Origin of the sequence: Lebetimonas sp. JS032, assembly GCF_000523315.1 — a bacterium.
In the GTDB taxonomy this organism is placed as follows: Bacteria; Campylobacterota; Campylobacteria; order Campylobacterales; family Nautiliaceae; genus Lebetimonas.
This window is the reverse complement of the sequence record NZ_ATHS01000001.1, coordinates 621,295-637,306: the sequence shown is the minus strand read 5'-3', so window position 1 is coordinate 637,306 and position 16,012 is coordinate 621,295. Positions and strand designations below refer to the sequence as shown.

Annotated in this window: 15 protein-coding genes; 6 read left to right on the top strand and 9 right to left on the bottom strand. The window is 31.7% G+C overall.

What is annotated here, in order from left to right; genetic code table 11:
* The first annotated feature begins 28 nt into the window (after positions 1–28).
* The 3 genes from DZ65_RS0103485 to DZ65_RS0103475 all read left to right on the top strand — a co-directional run bounded on the left by DZ65_RS0103485 (position 29) and on the right by DZ65_RS0103475 (position 2,023).
* Positions 29–1,174, top strand: a complete 1,146-nt coding sequence (locus DZ65_RS0103485) for a murein transglycosylase domain-containing protein (RefSeq protein ID WP_024791216.1) — start codon at positions 29–31, stop codon at positions 1,172–1,174.
* A 289-nt stretch (positions 1,175–1,463) separates the two neighbouring features.
* A complete protein-coding gene (locus DZ65_RS0103480; protein ID WP_024791215.1) occupies positions 1,464–1,718 on the top strand; it encodes a hypothetical protein in 255 nt (84 codons plus the stop codon).
* On the top strand, positions 1,715–2,023 hold the full coding sequence (locus DZ65_RS0103475) for a phage holin family protein (protein WP_024787279.1): 309 nt from the start codon (positions 1,715–1,717) through the stop codon (positions 2,021–2,023). The genes DZ65_RS0103480 and DZ65_RS0103475 overlap by 4 nt, the downstream gene beginning before the upstream one ends.
* Here DZ65_RS0103475 and DZ65_RS0103470 read toward each other — a convergent pair.
* From DZ65_RS0103470 to DZ65_RS0103460, 3 genes are read right to left on the bottom strand one after another with little or no spacing between them, the layout of a single operon-like run.
* The gene (locus DZ65_RS0103470) at positions 2,013–2,831 is read right to left on the bottom strand and encodes a PLP-dependent cysteine synthase family protein (RefSeq protein ID WP_024791214.1); all 819 of its coding nucleotides are present in this window, start codon (positions 2,829–2,831) and stop codon (positions 2,013–2,015) included. The two genes, DZ65_RS0103475 and DZ65_RS0103470, sit on opposite strands and share 11 nt — an antisense overlap.
* Entirely contained in the window at positions 2,824–3,669 is an 846-nt protein-coding gene (locus tag DZ65_RS0103465; protein WP_024791213.1) for a lysylphosphatidylglycerol synthase transmembrane domain-containing protein, read from the bottom strand. Before DZ65_RS0103465 ends, DZ65_RS0103470 begins: the two co-directional genes overlap by 8 nt.
* Positions 3,670–3,675: 6 nt before the next feature.
* Positions 3,676–4,611 carry a glycosyltransferase family 2 protein gene (locus DZ65_RS0103460; RefSeq protein ID WP_024791212.1) on the bottom strand — a complete coding sequence of 312 codons (936 nt, stop codon included), beginning with the start codon at positions 4,609–4,611 and terminating at the stop codon, positions 3,676–3,678.
* 33 nt (positions 4,612–4,644) lie between these two features.
* Here DZ65_RS0103460 and DZ65_RS0103455 point away from each other — a divergent pair, with 33 nt between their 5' ends.
* Positions 4,645–5,196 (top strand): tyrosine-protein phosphatase, encoded by a 552-nt coding sequence (locus tag DZ65_RS0103455; RefSeq protein WP_051433536.1) that lies wholly within the window; start codon positions 4,645–4,647, stop codon positions 5,194–5,196.
* A gap of 37 nt (positions 5,197–5,233) precedes the next feature.
* On the opposite strand, the gene DZ65_RS0103450 is transcribed toward DZ65_RS0103455, so the two are convergent.
* From DZ65_RS0103450 to gltB, 5 genes are all read right to left on the bottom strand, one after another.
* Positions 5,234–6,211 carry an FAD-dependent monooxygenase gene (locus DZ65_RS0103450; RefSeq protein WP_024791210.1) on the bottom strand — a complete coding sequence of 326 codons (978 nt, stop codon included), beginning with the start codon at positions 6,209–6,211 and terminating at the stop codon, positions 5,234–5,236.
* Complete coding sequence (locus DZ65_RS0103445) at positions 6,208–7,683, bottom strand: glycosyltransferase family 39 protein (protein WP_024791209.1); 1,476 nt, start codon at positions 7,681–7,683, stop codon at positions 6,208–6,210. The genes DZ65_RS0103450 and DZ65_RS0103445 overlap by 4 nt, the downstream gene beginning before the upstream one ends.
* On the bottom strand, positions 7,680–7,958 hold the full coding sequence (locus DZ65_RS0103440; RefSeq protein ID WP_162147623.1) for a hypothetical protein: 279 nt from the start codon (positions 7,956–7,958) through the stop codon (positions 7,680–7,682). The genes DZ65_RS0103445 and DZ65_RS0103440 overlap by 4 nt, the downstream gene beginning before the upstream one ends.
* Positions 7,959–8,089: 131 nt before the next feature.
* The gene (locus DZ65_RS0103435; RefSeq protein ID WP_024787271.1) at positions 8,090–8,359 is read right to left on the bottom strand and encodes a NifU family protein; all 270 of its coding nucleotides are present in this window, start codon (positions 8,357–8,359) and stop codon (positions 8,090–8,092) included.
* 33 nt (positions 8,360–8,392) lie between these two features.
* Positions 8,393–12,766 (bottom strand): glutamate synthase large subunit, encoded by a 4,374-nt coding sequence (gltB, locus tag DZ65_RS0103430; protein ID WP_024787270.1) that lies wholly within the window; start codon positions 12,764–12,766, stop codon positions 8,393–8,395.
* An 87-nt stretch (positions 12,767–12,853) separates the two neighbouring features.
* Between gltB and recO the strand changes: the two genes are divergently transcribed.
* Complete coding sequence (gene recO, locus DZ65_RS0103425; RefSeq protein ID WP_024787269.1) at positions 12,854–13,471, top strand: recombination protein RecO; 618 nt, start codon at positions 12,854–12,856, stop codon at positions 13,469–13,471.
* A 91-nt stretch (positions 13,472–13,562) separates the two neighbouring features.
* Here the strand turns inward: recO and DZ65_RS0103420 are convergent, their stop codons facing one another.
* Positions 13,563–15,026, bottom strand: coding sequence for an aldehyde dehydrogenase family protein (locus DZ65_RS0103420; RefSeq protein ID WP_024787268.1), 1,464 nt, complete (start codon positions 15,024–15,026; stop codon positions 13,563–13,565).
* A 64-nt stretch (positions 15,027–15,090) separates the two neighbouring features.
* On the opposite strand from DZ65_RS0103420, the gene DZ65_RS0103415 reads away from it, so the two are divergent.
* Complete coding sequence (locus DZ65_RS0103415) at positions 15,091–16,011, top strand: branched-chain amino acid transaminase (protein WP_024787267.1); 921 nt, start codon at positions 15,091–15,093, stop codon at positions 16,009–16,011.
* Position 16,012 lies beyond the last annotated feature (1 nt).

The window sequence follows — 16,012 nt, the reverse complement described above, 5'->3', positions numbered from 1 at the left end:
TTGTTAAATTTTTAATATAATTATGTCTATGAAAAAAATATTTTTGGCTATTTTATTTTTAACCGGCTGCAGTGTTAGTGATTATCAGAGCATAGCTTCCATTGCTGTATCTAAAAATCCAAAATCAAAAATTAAGCATTTTTTAATTAGAAAAAGAGATTATTATCTTACACATCCTCAAGCACTTGCAAAAGATGTAAAAAGCTTTTTGTATCATTTTAATTTAGAAGTTAAAGAGTTTACAAAAGCAATTTCTATTTGGCAAAATCCAGAGAAGCCGACTATCAAAAAATTGGTTAAGTATTCTAATCATTACAGGGCAAGAGCTATTATTGATTTTGACAGAGGATTAGTAAAAGTTGAAACAATTGATAAAAATTATAAAAAAATTTTGCAAAAAGCTTTGGTTAACACAATGCTTATGCCAGATGACCCAAGAAGCGTAGATTTATTCAGTGATAAAATAGTTTTAAAAGGAAAACCTTTTCTGGCGGGTGAAATATATGATTTTGAAGGGAAACTGGTTTTATATAAATGGAGGGCAAACAGGTATTCCAGTTATTTAATAAGACATAATCTAAAAAGTTATGTATATAAAAATCAAAAAATTTATTATGTGTCATTCCCGTTAGTCAAAAACAGCGAAACTCTCAGGGCTAAAAAATATTTGCCTTTTATTAGAACCTATTCAAAAAAATATTCAATTTCTAAGAGTCTGATACTCGGAATTATTAAAACAGAAAGCGATTTTAACCCTTATGCCATAAGTTATGTGCCCGCATTTGGACTTATGCAGATAGTCCCTACTACCGCGGGGGTTGAAGGTTATGAAAGGGCTTACGGATATAAACATATTCCAAGTAAAGAATTTTTGTTTGTGCCTAAAAACAACATCCATATAGGAACGGCTTATTTAAATCTTTTATATTATAAATACCTTTCAAAAATAAAAAATCCCCTAAGCCGTGAATATATGATGATAGCTTCTTATAACAGCGGAATAGGTAATGTTTTAAGAGTATTCAATATAAGAAAAGACAGAGCGGTTGCTATTGCCAATTTACTTTCTCCAAATGAAGTTTATTATAGATTAATTCATAGATTACCTACAAGTGAGGGAAGAAATTATCTTCCTAAAGTATTAAAAAACAGAAATAAATTTATTGCATTATAATTTTAATTGAGAAAAGTAATTTAAAAAAATGGGCATTGACTAAATGGTAGAAATATACAAAAATAACTACAAAGATAAAAATATGACAGCTGAGAGCTTCATTTTACTAAAGCACCGCTCAAATTTTACTAAAAATTGCAAACAGCTACGCAGCCCTTACGGGTTAAGTGCAATTTTTTAAACGCAAAATTTTCGCTAAATTCCGCTACGCTGTCATATTTTTACTTTTCCGTTATTTAGTCAGTGTCAAAAAATGATATAATATTTAAAATAAAAAAAAGGGAAAAAAATGGAAAAAATAAACAATACCTTGGTAAAACTTGAGGATGCAATTAAAAATGTAGATGAAAAAAAAGTTACAAATATTTTAGATGAGCTTAAAAACAGTGTAAATTCAAAACTTGACAATGAAAAAATAAAAGAAATAAAAGCCAAACTCGAAGAAATATTAGAACAAACAAAGTCTCAGGCAAAAGAACATCCTGTTTTTTCAATAGCGGTAGCCGGTATTATAGGATTTTTGCTTGGCAGACTTAGTAAATGAATGATAAAAGAAGCAATATAATTGTTTCTATATTGGAAGTTGTTTTATTATTAATCAGAAGTAATTTGTTATTTTCTTTTAAAGAAGAAATAAAAAAAGATACAGCACAATACTTAAATGCTGTGTTTATTGGAATTATCGGATTAATATTTTTTATTCTGTCTTTAATTTTTATAAGTTTCGGTGTATATGAATTTTTAAAACTTTTTATGAAAAGTTATTATGCTTTTTTAATTATAGGGGGATTTTATTTTTTTGTTTTTTTATGTCTTATTTTTACAATAAAAAAACGCCTTAAAGGCTGAGGTATTTTTCTATTCCGTCAGGTGATATTGTAACAATATTTCCGTTTAACTTTTTTGCTGCTAATATATTTGCGGCCGTTGAAATTCCCCCTGTAATTCCTAAATTTGGCAGTTTTTTCATATATTCAACCGCCTCATCACTTTTAATTAAAATCACATCATCAAGTAAGTTTAAATCAATTATTTTTGGTATAAATCCGGCTGCTATGCCCTGAATGTTATGTTTATTTATTGGTAAATTTTCATTTTTAAGTTTATTGTAAATTACAGGAGATTCCTTTGGCTCAACGGCTATTATTTTAACCCCTAATGGTTTTAATACGTTTGCTATTCCTGTAATTGTTCCTCCGCTTCCGACACCTGCGACAAAATAATCTATTTTTTCAACCTGATTTAAAATCTCAAGTGCAGTTGAGTATTCATGTGAAAGAGTATTTAAGGGGTTATTAAACTGGTCTGTATAATACGCATTATGTTTTTTTATGTATTCTTTTGCCTCTTTTATAGCATCAGCTATTGTGCCGTCCGTTAAAATTAAATTTGCCCCGTACATTTTTAATAGTTTTTGCCTTTCTATTGAAAAATTTTTCGGCATAAAAATAGTAGGCTTAATACCAAATTTTTTGGCATAAAAACTAAGGGCAATTCCGGTATTTCCGCTTGTAACTTCCACAATTTCCCTGAATCCTTTTGAAAAAGCGTCTTTTAACATAAAAAGAGCAGGTCTGTCTTTTATGCTTCCGGCAGGGTTTTTGTATTCAAGTTTGATTGAAATATTGTTTAGCTGAAAAATAGGTGTGTTAAACATGTTTGCTCCTTAAAAATAGAATTCCTATACTTGAAGAAATCAAAGTTATTACAAAAAATAAAAAGGCTGCTAAAATTCCCACTTCTGCATTTATTGGAAAATACTCTGCCGCATAAAGAAATGTAAGTTCCCTTAAACCGACTCCACCGATTGAAATAGGAATTACGCTTACAACTGAAGAAATTAAAAACAAAATCCCGTAATCAATTAAATGAAGTTTTATGTTAAAACTTAGCATTATAAAAATAAAGCTTATTAACTGAAGGGATTGAATAATAAGTGAAAAAACAAATGTTTTTAAAAAGCTTTTTTTAAATTCAATAAAAAGCAGTTTATGAATAAAATATAAAATAAATGGCGTTGTAATAAGTAAAATAATTGCATATATTAAAAACATATCAAATCTGCTGAAAAAAATTAAAACGGAAATAATAAAAAAAATTGCAAAAAGACCTGATATTCTGTCAATTAAAAGGGCTTTTATTATTTTTTTATATCCTACCTCAAAATTTTTTTGAAATTTATAAGCCTTATATGCGTCCCCTCCTATTCCGCCCGGCAAAAGTATGTTATAAAACATTCCGAGATAATATAAAATAAGCTGTGTTTTAAATGTTGGTGTTACGTTTATGTTTTTTAAATATGTGTGAACCCTCATAGCAGAAATAATTTGAGAAAGGTTAAAAGTGATAAATGCCAAAATCAGTAAAGTCGGGTGAATTAATTTTATCTCTTTTAATTTGTTAATATCAATTTTATTTACAATAATTATAAAAGCTGAAATAATAAAAATTATTTTTATTAGTAATTTAATTTTTTTCTTTAATTCTTTACTCACTACTCACTACTCACTGTTTTTACTATTTATTATTTCTTTTATAACATAAGGTTTTTTGTTTTGTGATTCGTAATAAGTTCTTATCATAATTTCTGCTAAAAATCCTGTGGTAATTAATTGAATACCGGCAATAATAGATACGGTTCCTACCGTTAAAAGAGGCCTGTTGCCTATGCTTTCTCCAAATAGTTTCAAAATAAACAGATACAGGTCAATCAAGGCCCCCACACTAAACATTATAAAACCGATTGTCCCAAAAAAATGCATAGGCTTTTGTCCAAATCTCTGCATAAACACTAAATACATCAAATCGCTTATTACTTTAAAAATTCTGTTAAATCCGTATTTGCTTTTTCCAAATTTTCTTTCATGATGTCTAACAGGTACTTCTGTAATTTTTGCCCCGTACATTTTAGCTAAAATGGGAATAAATCTGTGAAGCTCTCCGTATAACTGGAGATTTTTTGCAACATCTTTTTTAAAGACTTTTAATGTGCAGCCGTAATCAGTTATATAAACGCCTGTTATTTTTCTAATAATTTTATTTGCTATTTTGCTTAAAAATTTTCTAACAGGCTCATCCTGTCTTTTTGCCCTTATACCGGCAACTACATCATAACCTTCGTTTAGTTTTTCAATCATCATAGGAATATCATTCGGGTCGTTTTGTAAATCTCCGTCAATTGTAACGATTATATCTCCTCCTGCCACTTTTATTCCGGCAGCCATTGCTGAGGTTTGGCCGTAGTTTCTGTTTAGAATAACAAGTTTTGTTTTATCATTCATTCTTTTTTTAATTTCTTCTACAGTATTGTCTGTGCTTCCGTCATCCACTAAAATTAATTCGTAATCAAAGTCTTTTAGGGCTTTATCTACTTCTTCAATTAAATATTTTATATTTTCTTCTTCATTCATTAAAGGCACTACAACAGAAATTTTCATTAAAATCCCTTTTTTTATGATATTATATCAATTATGAAAAATTTAGTTAAATTTCTGTTTTTAATTTTTTGGATTATACTTGTTTTAGTTGTTATGTGGCTTGGAGTTATCAGGCAGGTTGGCAACTTTCATAAGGTAGCTGACGGAATTTACAGGAGTGCCCAGCTGTATGAAAATGATTTACCGAAATTTTTTAATAAATATCATTTTAAAACAATAATTAATTTAAGAGGCGCTCATCCAGATAAAGACTGGTATAAATATGAAATAAAGTTTTGCAAAGACCATAATATAACCCATATTGATTTTCAAATGAGTGATAAAGAGTTTCAATCACCTAAAAAAATAAATGAGGTTTTAAAAATTATAAAAGATGCTAAAAAACCTGTACTAATTCACTGTAGGGCAGGGGCTGACAGAACGGGACTTGTAAGTGCAGCCTATTTATATTTAATAGGTGAAAAAAATAATTCAATGTTAAGTATTAAATACGGGCATTTTCCATACTTAGGGTCTCCTACAAAAGCTATGGATGAAAGCTATAAGAAATGGAAAATGAAAAAACAGCCAGGTGGAAAATGTTGAATGATAAATGATAAATTTTAAATTCATAATTCAACATTCAACATTCATAATTGTGCAGCCACAAATTAACACTGAAAGTTCTCATATATTCAAATTTATGCAGTTTTATCATTAATCCTTTAAGTTTTGTCTGATGTATTTTTTCTATAAACTTCATAAATTTAAATTCTTTTAAAAATCTTTTATTCCACTCTTTTTTATAATCTTTTTGATTTATAATTGAATCTGCTAAGATTTTGGCTGAATGAATGGCATAATAAATTCCTTCAAAACTCATAGGCATTACCTGAGAAGCGGCATCTCCCACAAAATAAATATTATTTTTTTGAATGGTTATGTTTTCCTGCCAGGTAGGAATAAAATAACCTTTTGGCTTAACTTCTATATTTAAAAATTTGCAAAAATTATTAAAACTTGTTTTATCCACACTTCCTATATGCGTTTTGTTAATATGGGGAAATTCCCATGCATAATATTTGCCGCCTAAGGCTTCATCAAAATAAAATTCACAAGTTTCAATTTCTTTATCAATTTTTGCATAGTGTGTTATTGTTTTTGGAATAGGAGGTAAATTTAAAGCTCGTCTAACGGAAGAATTTACCCCATCAGCCGCTATTAAAATATCAAAGTTAAATAGAATTTTTTCTTTTTTTATTTCAATTACCGCTTTTTTTTCTTTAAATCTTTTAAATTTTCCATAATATAATTTTACACCTTGTTTTACGGCAAGCTCTCTTAAAGTCTTGTCGAATTCAGCTCTTTTTACAATTGCTAAATTTTCACCTTTTAAATCAATTTTTATTTTGGTGTTTTTATAATTCATATAAATATAATTTAATTTATGTTTTATTAAATTTTTTGGAATGTCCATTTCATCGAAAAGTTTTATTTTAGTCCCTCCTCCGCAGGGTTTGTCCCAATCCCTGTCTTGAATTAATGTAACATCATACTTTTTTGCTAAAAGTTTTGCGGCTGTCGCCCCGGCAGGCCCTCCTCCTATTATTAATATTTTCACTTTTTAACTCCCAGTGCAATAAGTCCGTTTTTATAAATTATTTTATAACCTTTTGTTTTAGTTATTTTAAGAAGGGCAATTTCTCCTTTTTTGGGCTCTTTTGGTGTTATTTTATTAAAATAGACACTGAATGACGGTAAATCTGTTTTTAAATAAACTTTTTTAATATTATGTTTTTTAGCCCAAACAGCAGCCTCTTTTACAGGAATTGCCCTTGCATGGGCATAAATCCATCCTACATAATTTAAAATAAATATGCTTGAAAATCCCAGAAAAATAATTTTAAACTCTTTTAATTTGATTAAAGATAAAACAAGCAAAAAAATTAGGCTTAAAAAATAAAACCAGTCAAAATAAGGCTTGATTGCAGTATAAGCTAAATGCACTTCAGTGTTTTTAACGTTTTCCAGTACAAAAGGGAGAGCCAATAAAAGCAGAATAAATAAAATTAAAGGAGGCGATAAATACTTTTCTTTAATTTTATCTGTCATTAAAGCCATAAAAATAAAAAGCGGGGTATATCCGTAAATTACATAATGGGGTAATTTAGTCCCGGAAATTGAAAAAAACAAAAATACAAAGAAAAACCAGATACTGCCAAAAAGAGTAAAATCATTTTTTATTAAATTTTTTAATTTTATTAAATAAGTAATAAAAAGACTGCTCCAGGGAAGCAGTCCGATTAAAACAACAGGAATATAATAAAAATAGTTTCCCCTGTGATGCTCCATAGGCGATGTGAATCTGTGAATATTGTGTTTTAAAATAAATCCTTCAATAAATTTGTCTCCCGTTTGAATGTATTCTGCGATATACCATGGAAGTGTTATAATTAAAAATATCAAAATTCCCTTAATATTAAAAACCATTTTAAAAAATTCTTTAATTTCTTTTTTTATTAACATATAAATAAAAGTGGCAACTAAAGGAATCATTATAGCAACTGGCCCTTTTGTAAGTGTGCCAAATCCTATAAAGGCAAAAGCAAACAACAGATATTTTTCTTTTTTTTCTTTTAAATATAAAAAAATGCTAAACATGGAAAAAGCTATAAACATATTAAGTAAACTGTCTGCAATAGCCGCTTTTGCAATTAGGCCAATCTGTAAGGTTGTAACCATTAAAAAACTGCTGATCAGCGCTGTTTTTTCATTATATATTTTTTTAGTAAAAAAATAAATTCCAAGAGCCCAAAAAGTGGCGGCAACAGCACTCGGAAATCTAAAAGCAAACTCATTTATTCCAAAAATTTTAATGCTGAGAAGTTGCAGCCAGTAAATTAAAATAGGCTTGTCAAACCTATATTCCCCATTTAAAAAGGTTGTTATGTAATTGTGATTATGAAGCATCTCCCTTGTAGCTTCGCTAAAAGCACCTTCATCAAGGTTAAAAAGTGGAGTAAGGGAAAGTGTTAAGAAAAAATTAATCAGTATTGCTAAAAATAGCCAGAATTTAAACTGTTTTGTGTTCATTGATTTCTTTGTTTTTTGTAATTAAACGGATTTGTGTGGTTGTAAGTTGTTTTTTTAATTACTGCAAAAACAGAATTTTTATATAAAAGTTTATACTCACCCATATTTTTTAATTTATCCACTGTTGTAAAAATATAAATATAAAAAAACACTATAAATAAAATTCCGCCAATTACGGCAAAATAAGAATATTTTTTAATAAAATTTAAAAATAAAAACAAAATTAAAAACCCATAATAAACAATATTCATTTTTGGATAAACAGTTAAAAACAAAGCCTTTAAAAAACCGTTTGAATAAGGAGATAAAAAAGAGTAATAAATATTGGAATTAAAAATGCAATTGTAAAAAGAAGAAAAAATAATTTTTTACTACTAACTATTTTCACTATTCACCACTTTCACTATTAAATAGGAAATACCCTGATTTTATCTGTATTTAATCTTTTTCTAAGTGTTTCTTCAATGGCAAAAAGTGTCGCACCTCCGGCGCTGCTGCAGGCGGCACAGGCACCTCCGTATCTAATATATACATGTGTTTCCCCGTTGCTTTCCCTGACATCAAGAATTTCCGCCATTCCACCGTCAAAAGCAAGCATCGGCAAAATATCTTTTTTTATTACCTCTTCAATTGCTTCTATTTTTTCTTTTAAGTTCATTTCATCAAAATTTTTCATTAGAATCCTTTTTTTATTTATTAAAGAAAAAAATTAATCCATATCGTTTGGATCAAGCGGCGGGCGGTTGTCTTTTGGTGTTACAAGCCAAAAATGTCTTACTTCGCTTCTGAAGTTATCTAAAATAAATTTAGCTTTTTCACTTCCTGTGGCATTATAATATTCTATAAGTCTTTTTTTAAGATAAATTTTCGGTTTTTCGTTTTCATCTATATCTATTCTCCTGATTTCTATAAGTTCAGGGTTTATTTTATCTACAAAATCGTGATGTTTATCATATACAAATGCCACTCCGCCGGTCATACCGGCACCGAAATTGATACCTGTTTTTCCTAAAATTATAACTTCCCCGCCTGTCATATATTCACAAGGATGATCTCCTGTTCCTTCCACTATTGCAACGGCTCCGGAATTTCTGACCGCAAATCTTTCACCTACAATACCCGCAATAAAGAGTTTTCCGGCAGTTGCCCCATAAAGGCATGTATTACCTGCCGCCGCCCCTTCTTTTTTAGGGGTAATTATAATTTTTCCCCCGGCCATGCCTTTACCTACATAATCGTTTGCAACTCCGTTTAGTTTCAATGTTACACCCTTACTTAAAAATACCCCAAAACTTTGCCCTGCTACACCTTTTAATTCAAAAATAATAGAATCGTCATTTAAACCGTTGTCACCGTAATATTTTGCTATTACACCGCTTATTCTTGCCCCGAAACTTCTGTTTAAATTAATGATTTTTGCTTTTACCACAGATTTATGGTTTGGATTTTTAATTGTTTCTATTACTTTATTTAGTAATTCTTTTTCAAACTCGTTTTTATCAAACGGAACGTTTTCTTTTTGTTTTGTGTTTAAACCTTCTACTTTTCTAAAGAGTGCTGAAAAATCAAATTTTTTAGCTTCTGGAATGTCTTTTATTTTTATTAAGTCGTTTCTGCCTATTATTTCATCCAAACTTTTGTATCCCATTTTTGCCAGATGTTCTCTAACATCTTCGGCAAGATTAAGTAAATATTTTTTTACTTTATCAACATTGCCTTTAAATTTAGCCCTGTAATCGGGATTTTGAGTAGTAATACCTACCGGACATTTATTTGTCTGACAGCTTCTGCAAAATATGCAATCAACCGCCATTAACAAACTTGTACCAAACGCATAATATTCCGCTCCCAAAAGGGCAGCGAATATTACATCTTTTCCAATTTTTAATCCTCCGTCTGTCTCCAGAGAAACAAATTCCCTTAATTGGTTTTCTTTTAATGAATTGTGGGCTTCTATCAAGCCGATTTCCCATGGGTTGCCGGCATGTCTTATAGATGTTAGAGGGGCGGCACCTGTTCCGCCTTCGCTTCCGCTTATTACTATTTTATCGGCATATGCTTTGGCTACCCCGGCGGCAATAGTCCCTACCCCGGCGGTTGAAACTAATTTTACGCTGATTGTGGCTGTTGGGTTAATCTGTTTTAAATCAAATATAAGCTGAGCCAAATCTTCAATTGAGTAAATATCATGATGCGGAGGAGGTGAAATTAATGTTTTACCAGGTGTGGTGTGTCTTAGTTTGGCAATATATGTAGAAACTTTAAAGCCCGGCAGCTGTCCTCCTTCACCTGGTTTTGCACCCTGGGCCACTTTTATCTGAATTTCTTCGGCATTGACCAGATATTCAGGCGTTACACCGAATCTTCCTGATGCAACCTGGCGAATTTTACTTTGTTTTATTGTTTTATTTCTTTTTTTATCTTCCCCTCCTTCACCGGAATTGCTTTTAGCTCCGAGTTCATTCATAGCCTGGGCAATTATTTCATGGGCTTCGGGGCTTAATGCTCCTATACTCATAGCTGCGCCTATAAACCTTTTAACAATATTCTGGGCACTTTCCACTTCATTAATTGAAACCGGCTTTTTATCTGAATTTATGTCAAGGAAATCTCTTATATATGTCGGCCGTCTGTTTTCAACTAATTTTTTAAATTCTTCATAATCCTTTTTTTCTCCGCTTAACATTCTTTTGAATGTTTTGGTCAGCTCCGGAGTTATTTCATGGTATTCTCCGTTTCGTCTGTATTTTATAACTCCTCCGGCATCGAGTTTGTCTTCTTCAAATGCTTTTTTGTGACGGATATTAATTTTCTCTTCTATATCTTTATATGTTAATCCAGAAAGCAGGGTTTTGCTTCCTATAAAGCACTCTTTTGTAATTTCTTCGCTTAAGCCGATTATATCCATTAGGGCAGAATTTCTGTAACTTGCAATTGTGGAAATTCCCATTTTTGACATTATTTTTAAAATACCTTTATTAAGTGCCGAATGAACGTTAAATAAAGCGTCTTCCCTGTCTATGTTTTCTTCTTTTGCTATTTGGGTAACTGTTTTAAACAGTAAATACGGATAAATGGCGCTTGCCCCATACGCTATCAGTACAGCCGCATCATGAGGGTTTGTAATTTCATTTGTAATAGCCACTATGCTTGTAAGATGTCTTAATTTGTTATCCAGAAGTTTTTTATGGAGTCTGCCGATTACCATGGCCATCGGTATGGCTTTGTGGTCTTTATCTATATTTCTGTCGTCAAGAAAAATGATTCTAACACCGTTTTTTACGTCTTTTACTATTTTATCTGTTAATTTTTCAAGAGTCTCTTTTAAATTTTTTTTAAACAGTGTTGAATAAAAGGCGTTTTTATAGTCACTTTCAAATTTAGGTGAATTTTCGTCACCGAAGCTTTTTAATACTTCAAGCTTTGTCTGGGTGAGAATAGGAGAGGTTGTTTTTACCCTTTTTGCATGCTCCGGTGCTTCATCCAAAATATTGTGAACTTCTCCAAAACCTGTGTTTAAACTCATTACGATTTTTTCTCTTAATGAATCAATAGGAGGGTTGGTTACCTGGGCAAATTTTTGTCTGAAGAAGTCGTTAAAACTTCTAAAAGGATAATCGCTAAAACATGCAAGAGGCGAGTCGTCTCCCATACTTCCGGTAGGCTCTTTTGCATCACTCATCATAGGTTTTATTACCAAATTTATAATTTCTTTGGTTATTCCGGCGTATCTTTGTTTATAAACCAAATCGTTTAAATTGATATTTTCGTCTATACTGTATGGATTTTCAATATATTCCTGAAGATAAATCATATTTTCATTAAGCCATTTTGTATAAGGATTGCTTGATTTAAGATATTCGTCTATATCTTTATTTTTAAGCACTACTCCAAATTTTGTATCAACTCCAATCATCTGGCCGGATTGAAGTCTTCCTCTTTCTACTATTTCTGTATCGTTCAAATCAAGTACCCCGTATTCACTTGCTATTAAAATTCTGCCGTCTTTTGTGATTGTATATTTTGCTGGTCTGAGCCCGTTTCTATCAAGTACTACGGCAATATATCTCCCGTCGCTCACACTGATAGCGGCAGGTCCGTCCCATGCTTCAAAACGTGTTGAAAAATATTCATAAAACGCTTTTAATTCGCTGTCAAGATAAGGGGCGTTTTGCCAAGGCATTGGAATTAGCGCCCTTACAGCCTTGAAAAAATCCATTCCGTTCATTATTAAAAATTCCATCATCCTGTCAAGTGAGCTTGAATCACTTTCATCGAATCTTATTACCGGAAGGAGCTTTTGTAATTCTTCTTTGCTGAATACATCCGATTTTACTGATTCGCTTTTAATCAGCGTGTTTATTCTGTTGGCCTGTATTGAATTTATTTCACCGTTATGGGCTATAAATCTGAAAGGCTGTGCCAGTCTCCATTCCGGCAGGGTGTTTGTAGAAAATCTTTGATGAAACAAAGCAAAATAAATTTCAAAATCCTTATCTGCCAAATCAGGATAAAATTCTTTTAAATAATTTGGCATTAAAAGACCTTTATAAACCACTTTTTTGCTTGAAAAAGAAGGAATGTAAAATTCTTTGTCTTCTATAAAATTTTCTATCTCTTTTCTTGTCAGATATAAAAGTTCTTCGAATCTTTTTATTGCTATAATGGAATTTGGAATTATAAATGCATGATAAATCTTAGGAAGGGTTTTTAAGGCAAATTCCCCCAAAACTTCAATATTTATAGGTACTTCTCTCCAAAGAGCCACCTTTAAATCATTTTTTTCGCATATTTCTTCCACTGTTGTTTTTTGATTTTCATTTTTTAAAAAAATTACGCCTATACCAAAATTTTCAGGTAAGTCTATACCGTTTTCTTTTGCTATCTTTTTAAAAAATTTTTCAGGCATTGAAAAAAGAAGTCCACTGCCGTCACCGCTTTTTCCATCAGCTGCAATAGCACCCCTGTGCATCATTCTTTCAAGTGAAATTAGTGCGTCATTTACTAATTTATGAGAAGTTTTTCCTTTAATATTGGCTATTACTCCGAAGCCACAGTTGTCTTTAAATTCTAATCCTGACATATATTTCCTTTTAAGAGGTTATTTATCCTAATTTTATAATTTCTAATTATAGCATATTTTTAACGCTCTTTTTGATATAATTTTTTTATGAGAGGCTTAATATTAAACACAGTGAGGGTAAGAGACGAAGATTTAATTGTAAAAATTATAACAAATACTGAAGTGCTGAGTTTGTACAGATTTTACGGTGCGAGACATTCTTATATAAATAGTGGTTTTTTTATAGATTTTGTTGTAGAAGAAAATTATAAAAGCACTATAAAAAGATTAAGAAATGTGGCTCAGATTCCTTTTAAATTTTTATTCGAAAGGGAAAAACTGTTTTATTTTAAAGAATATGTAAGACTTTTAAATATTCATTTTACAGATGTAAGCAGGGTTGATAATTTTTATTATGATTCATTGTTTCGATTGGCCGAATCTCTGCATCAAAGAGATGCAAAAAGGGCAATAATCGAACATTATGCGGGATTGCTTGAAAAAGAGGGGAGACTCTATAAAGACAAAAACTGTTTTTTGTGCGAAAAAAAAGTTGATAAAAAAATTGCGCTTGCAAGAAGTTTTTTAGTGGCCCACGAAAAATGTATTATGTCCGACGGTTTTGACGCGGAAAAAATAGATATATTGTTTAACGAAAAAAAAACTATCCTTTTTTCTGACGAAGAAATAGAAAAACTCTGGAAAATATTATCTCTTGGAATATAAAAAAGTGAGTGGTGAGTAGTGAGTGGTGAGTAGTGAGTGGTGAAAAATGATGCCTAATGTTTAATTAAAATAATAATTTAGCATTTAACATTTATCTAATTATTACTGTTTTAATTTCTGTCATATCCTCAATTGCAAACTTAGGACCTTCCCTTCCAATACCTGAGAGTTTAACCCCTCCATAAGGCTGGATGTCAAATCTTAATGTCGGAATGTCGTTGATTATTACGCCTCCGGCTTCAAAATCGTTGATTGCTTTTTGCATCAAATCTATTCTGTTGGTAAAAATTGAATATTGCAGACCGTAAGGTGAGTTGTTTATTTTATTTAAAGCTTCTTCATAACTTTTGACTTTTACTAAACTGACAATTGGGGCAAACACTTCTTCGCAGATTATATTCATATCATCCGTTACATCTGCTAAAATGGTAGGAGTTAAAATGTTCCCCTCCCTTTTTCCTCCGGAAATTATTCTCGCACCTTCTTTAACTGCGGAATTTATCCATCTCTCAGCCCTGATTGCCGCATCTTCATTAATTAAAGGCCCCATAAATGTATCTTCTTCAAAAGGATTGCCGACTTTTAATTTAGCCGCCTCAACTGCCAGTTTTTGGGCAAATTCTTCGTAAATTTCGCTATCTACATAAATTCTCTGAAGTGAAATACATACCTGACCTGAGTTTGCAAAAGCCCCTATTGCACATCTTTTTGCCGCCCAGTCAAGGTCAGCCGAATTTTCTACAAATGTTGCTGCGTTTCCGCCGAGTTCAAGTGTTATTTTTTTGATTCCGGCATTTTGTGTAATTATTTTTCCTACAGGAACGCTTCCTGTAAAGCTTATTTTTCTCGGAACTCCACTTTTAATAAGAGTACTTCCAACTTCGGCATCTCCGTAAACTACACTTAAGGCATCTTTAATTGCATATTTACTTTCAATAAAAAGTTTTGCAAATGCATAGGCTGTATATGGAGCTTCCGGAGTCGGTTTTAATACCACACTGTTTCCGGAGATGAGGGCAGGGGCAATTTTGTGGGCTACAAGATTAAGAGGAAAATTAAATGGTGTTATCGCAACTACCACCCCAAGCGGGACTCTTTTATAAAATGATGTAGTTTTAACACCGCTAAAAGTTGCATCTGTGGGAATTGTTTCTCCGACAATATCGTAAGCCGCAGCAGCTGTTATTTTTAAATTTTCAATGCACCTGGTTACTTCCACCTTTGCCTGCGAAATCGGTTTTGCAACTTCAAGGGTGATGTATTGTGCAAATTCTTCTTTTTGCTCTTCAAGTTTTTTTGCAACATCTTCAATCCAGGCGATTCTTTGTGCCAAAGAGGAGTTTTTTGTTTTATCAAATGCATTTTTTGCTGTTTCAAGGGCTCTTTTTGCATCTTCAGGGGCGCATTTAATATATTTTGTAGTTACCTGTTTGAGATACGGGTTGATAATTTCTCCGATTTCTCCGTCTTCTTCATTTGAGCCTATAAGTTTTTTTGCAATAAAATCTTGTTTTTTTGTGTTAAATATTTCCGAAAATCTTTCCAAGAAACCCATTGTTTTTCCTTTTTGTATTAATTATAGCAAATTTATGATAAAATATCGCTAAAAAAGGCTAAAAATGAACGAAGCAAAATACATATGGATGGATGGAAATTTTGTTCCATGGAATGAGGCAAAAGTACATGTTTTAACTCATACACTTCATTATGGAAACGGAGTTTTTGAAGGAACCAGGGCTTATCAAACCGAAGACGGACTTGCTATTTTCAGACTTCAGGACCACACAAAAAGGCTGTTAAATTCTGCTAAAATAGTAAAAATTGATGTGCCTTTTACCCAGGAAGAATTGGAAGATGCCCAGATAGAACTACTTAGAAAAAACGATTTTAAAGAAAATGTTTATATAAGACCTTTGATTTTTCTTGGTTACGGAAAAATGGGACTTTATCATATAGGAGCTCCTGTAAGGGTTGCAATTGCCGCATGGGAATGGGGTGCATATCTCGGTGAAGAAGGGTTGGAAAACGGAATCAGGGTTAAGATTTCTTCTTTAGTAAGAAACTCTGTAAAATCAATGTTTGGAAAAGCTAAAGCTGCCGCTAATTATCTAAATTCTCAAATGGCAAAATATGAAGCGGTTGAATGCGGATATGAAGAGGCTTTAATGCTTGATGAGGAAGGATTTGTCGCTGAAGGAAGCGGGGAATGCTTTTTTATTGTAAGAGACGGTGTTTTAATAACCCCTCCAAATGACAATTCTCTTGAAAGTATTACCCAGGCGACTGTTTTGGAACTTGCCCGTGAAAGAGATATTCCAATTCAGAGAAGAAGAATAACAAGAGATGAGGTTTATATCGCTGACGAGGCGTTTTTTACCGGAACCGCCGCAGAAGTTACTCCCGTAAAAGAAGTTGACGGAAGAATTATAGGCAGCGGTAAAAGAGGGGAAATTACAAAAGAATTACAAGAAGCGTATTTTGATGTAGTTTATGGAAAAGATAAAGGCTACAAACATTATTTGACGCTTATTGAAGGATAAT

Excerpts from the sequence above, each read along its gene's own strand:
- gltB (WP_024787270.1), bottom strand. The coding sequence starts at position 12,766 with ATGTCAGGATTAGAATTTAAAGACAACTGTGGCTTCGGAGTAATAGCC.
- DZ65_RS0103460 (WP_024791212.1), bottom strand. The coding sequence starts at position 4,611 with ATGAAAATTTCTGTTGTAGTGCCTTTAATGAATGAAGAAGAAAATATA.
- DZ65_RS0103415 (WP_024787267.1), top strand. The coding sequence starts at position 15,091 with ATGAACGAAGCAAAATACATATGGATGGATGGAAATTTTGTTCCATGG.
- DZ65_RS0103485 (WP_024791216.1), top strand. The coding sequence starts at position 29 with ATGAAAAAAATATTTTTGGCTATTTTATTTTTAACCGGCTGCAGTGTT.
- DZ65_RS0103435 (WP_024787271.1), bottom strand. The coding sequence starts at position 8,359 with ATGAAAAATTTTGATGAAATGAACTTAAAAGAAAAAATAGAAGCAATT.
- DZ65_RS0103445 (WP_024791209.1), bottom strand. The coding sequence starts at position 7,683 with ATGAACACAAAACAGTTTAAATTCTGGCTATTTTTAGCAATACTGATT.
- DZ65_RS0103470 (WP_024791214.1), bottom strand. The coding sequence starts at position 2,831 with ATGTTTAACACACCTATTTTTCAGCTAAACAATATTTCAATCAAACTT.
- DZ65_RS0103480 (WP_024791215.1), top strand. The coding sequence starts at position 1,464 with ATGGAAAAAATAAACAATACCTTGGTAAAACTTGAGGATGCAATTAAA.
- DZ65_RS0103455 (WP_051433536.1), top strand. The coding sequence starts at position 4,645 with ATGAAAAATTTAGTTAAATTTCTGTTTTTAATTTTTTGGATTATACTT.
- DZ65_RS0103420 (WP_024787268.1), bottom strand. The coding sequence starts at position 15,026 with ATGGGTTTCTTGGAAAGATTTTCGGAAATATTTAACACAAAAAAACAA.
- recO (WP_024787269.1), top strand. The coding sequence starts at position 12,854 with ATGAGAGGCTTAATATTAAACACAGTGAGGGTAAGAGACGAAGATTTA.
- DZ65_RS0103475 (WP_024787279.1), top strand. The coding sequence starts at position 1,715 with ATGAATGATAAAAGAAGCAATATAATTGTTTCTATATTGGAAGTTGTT.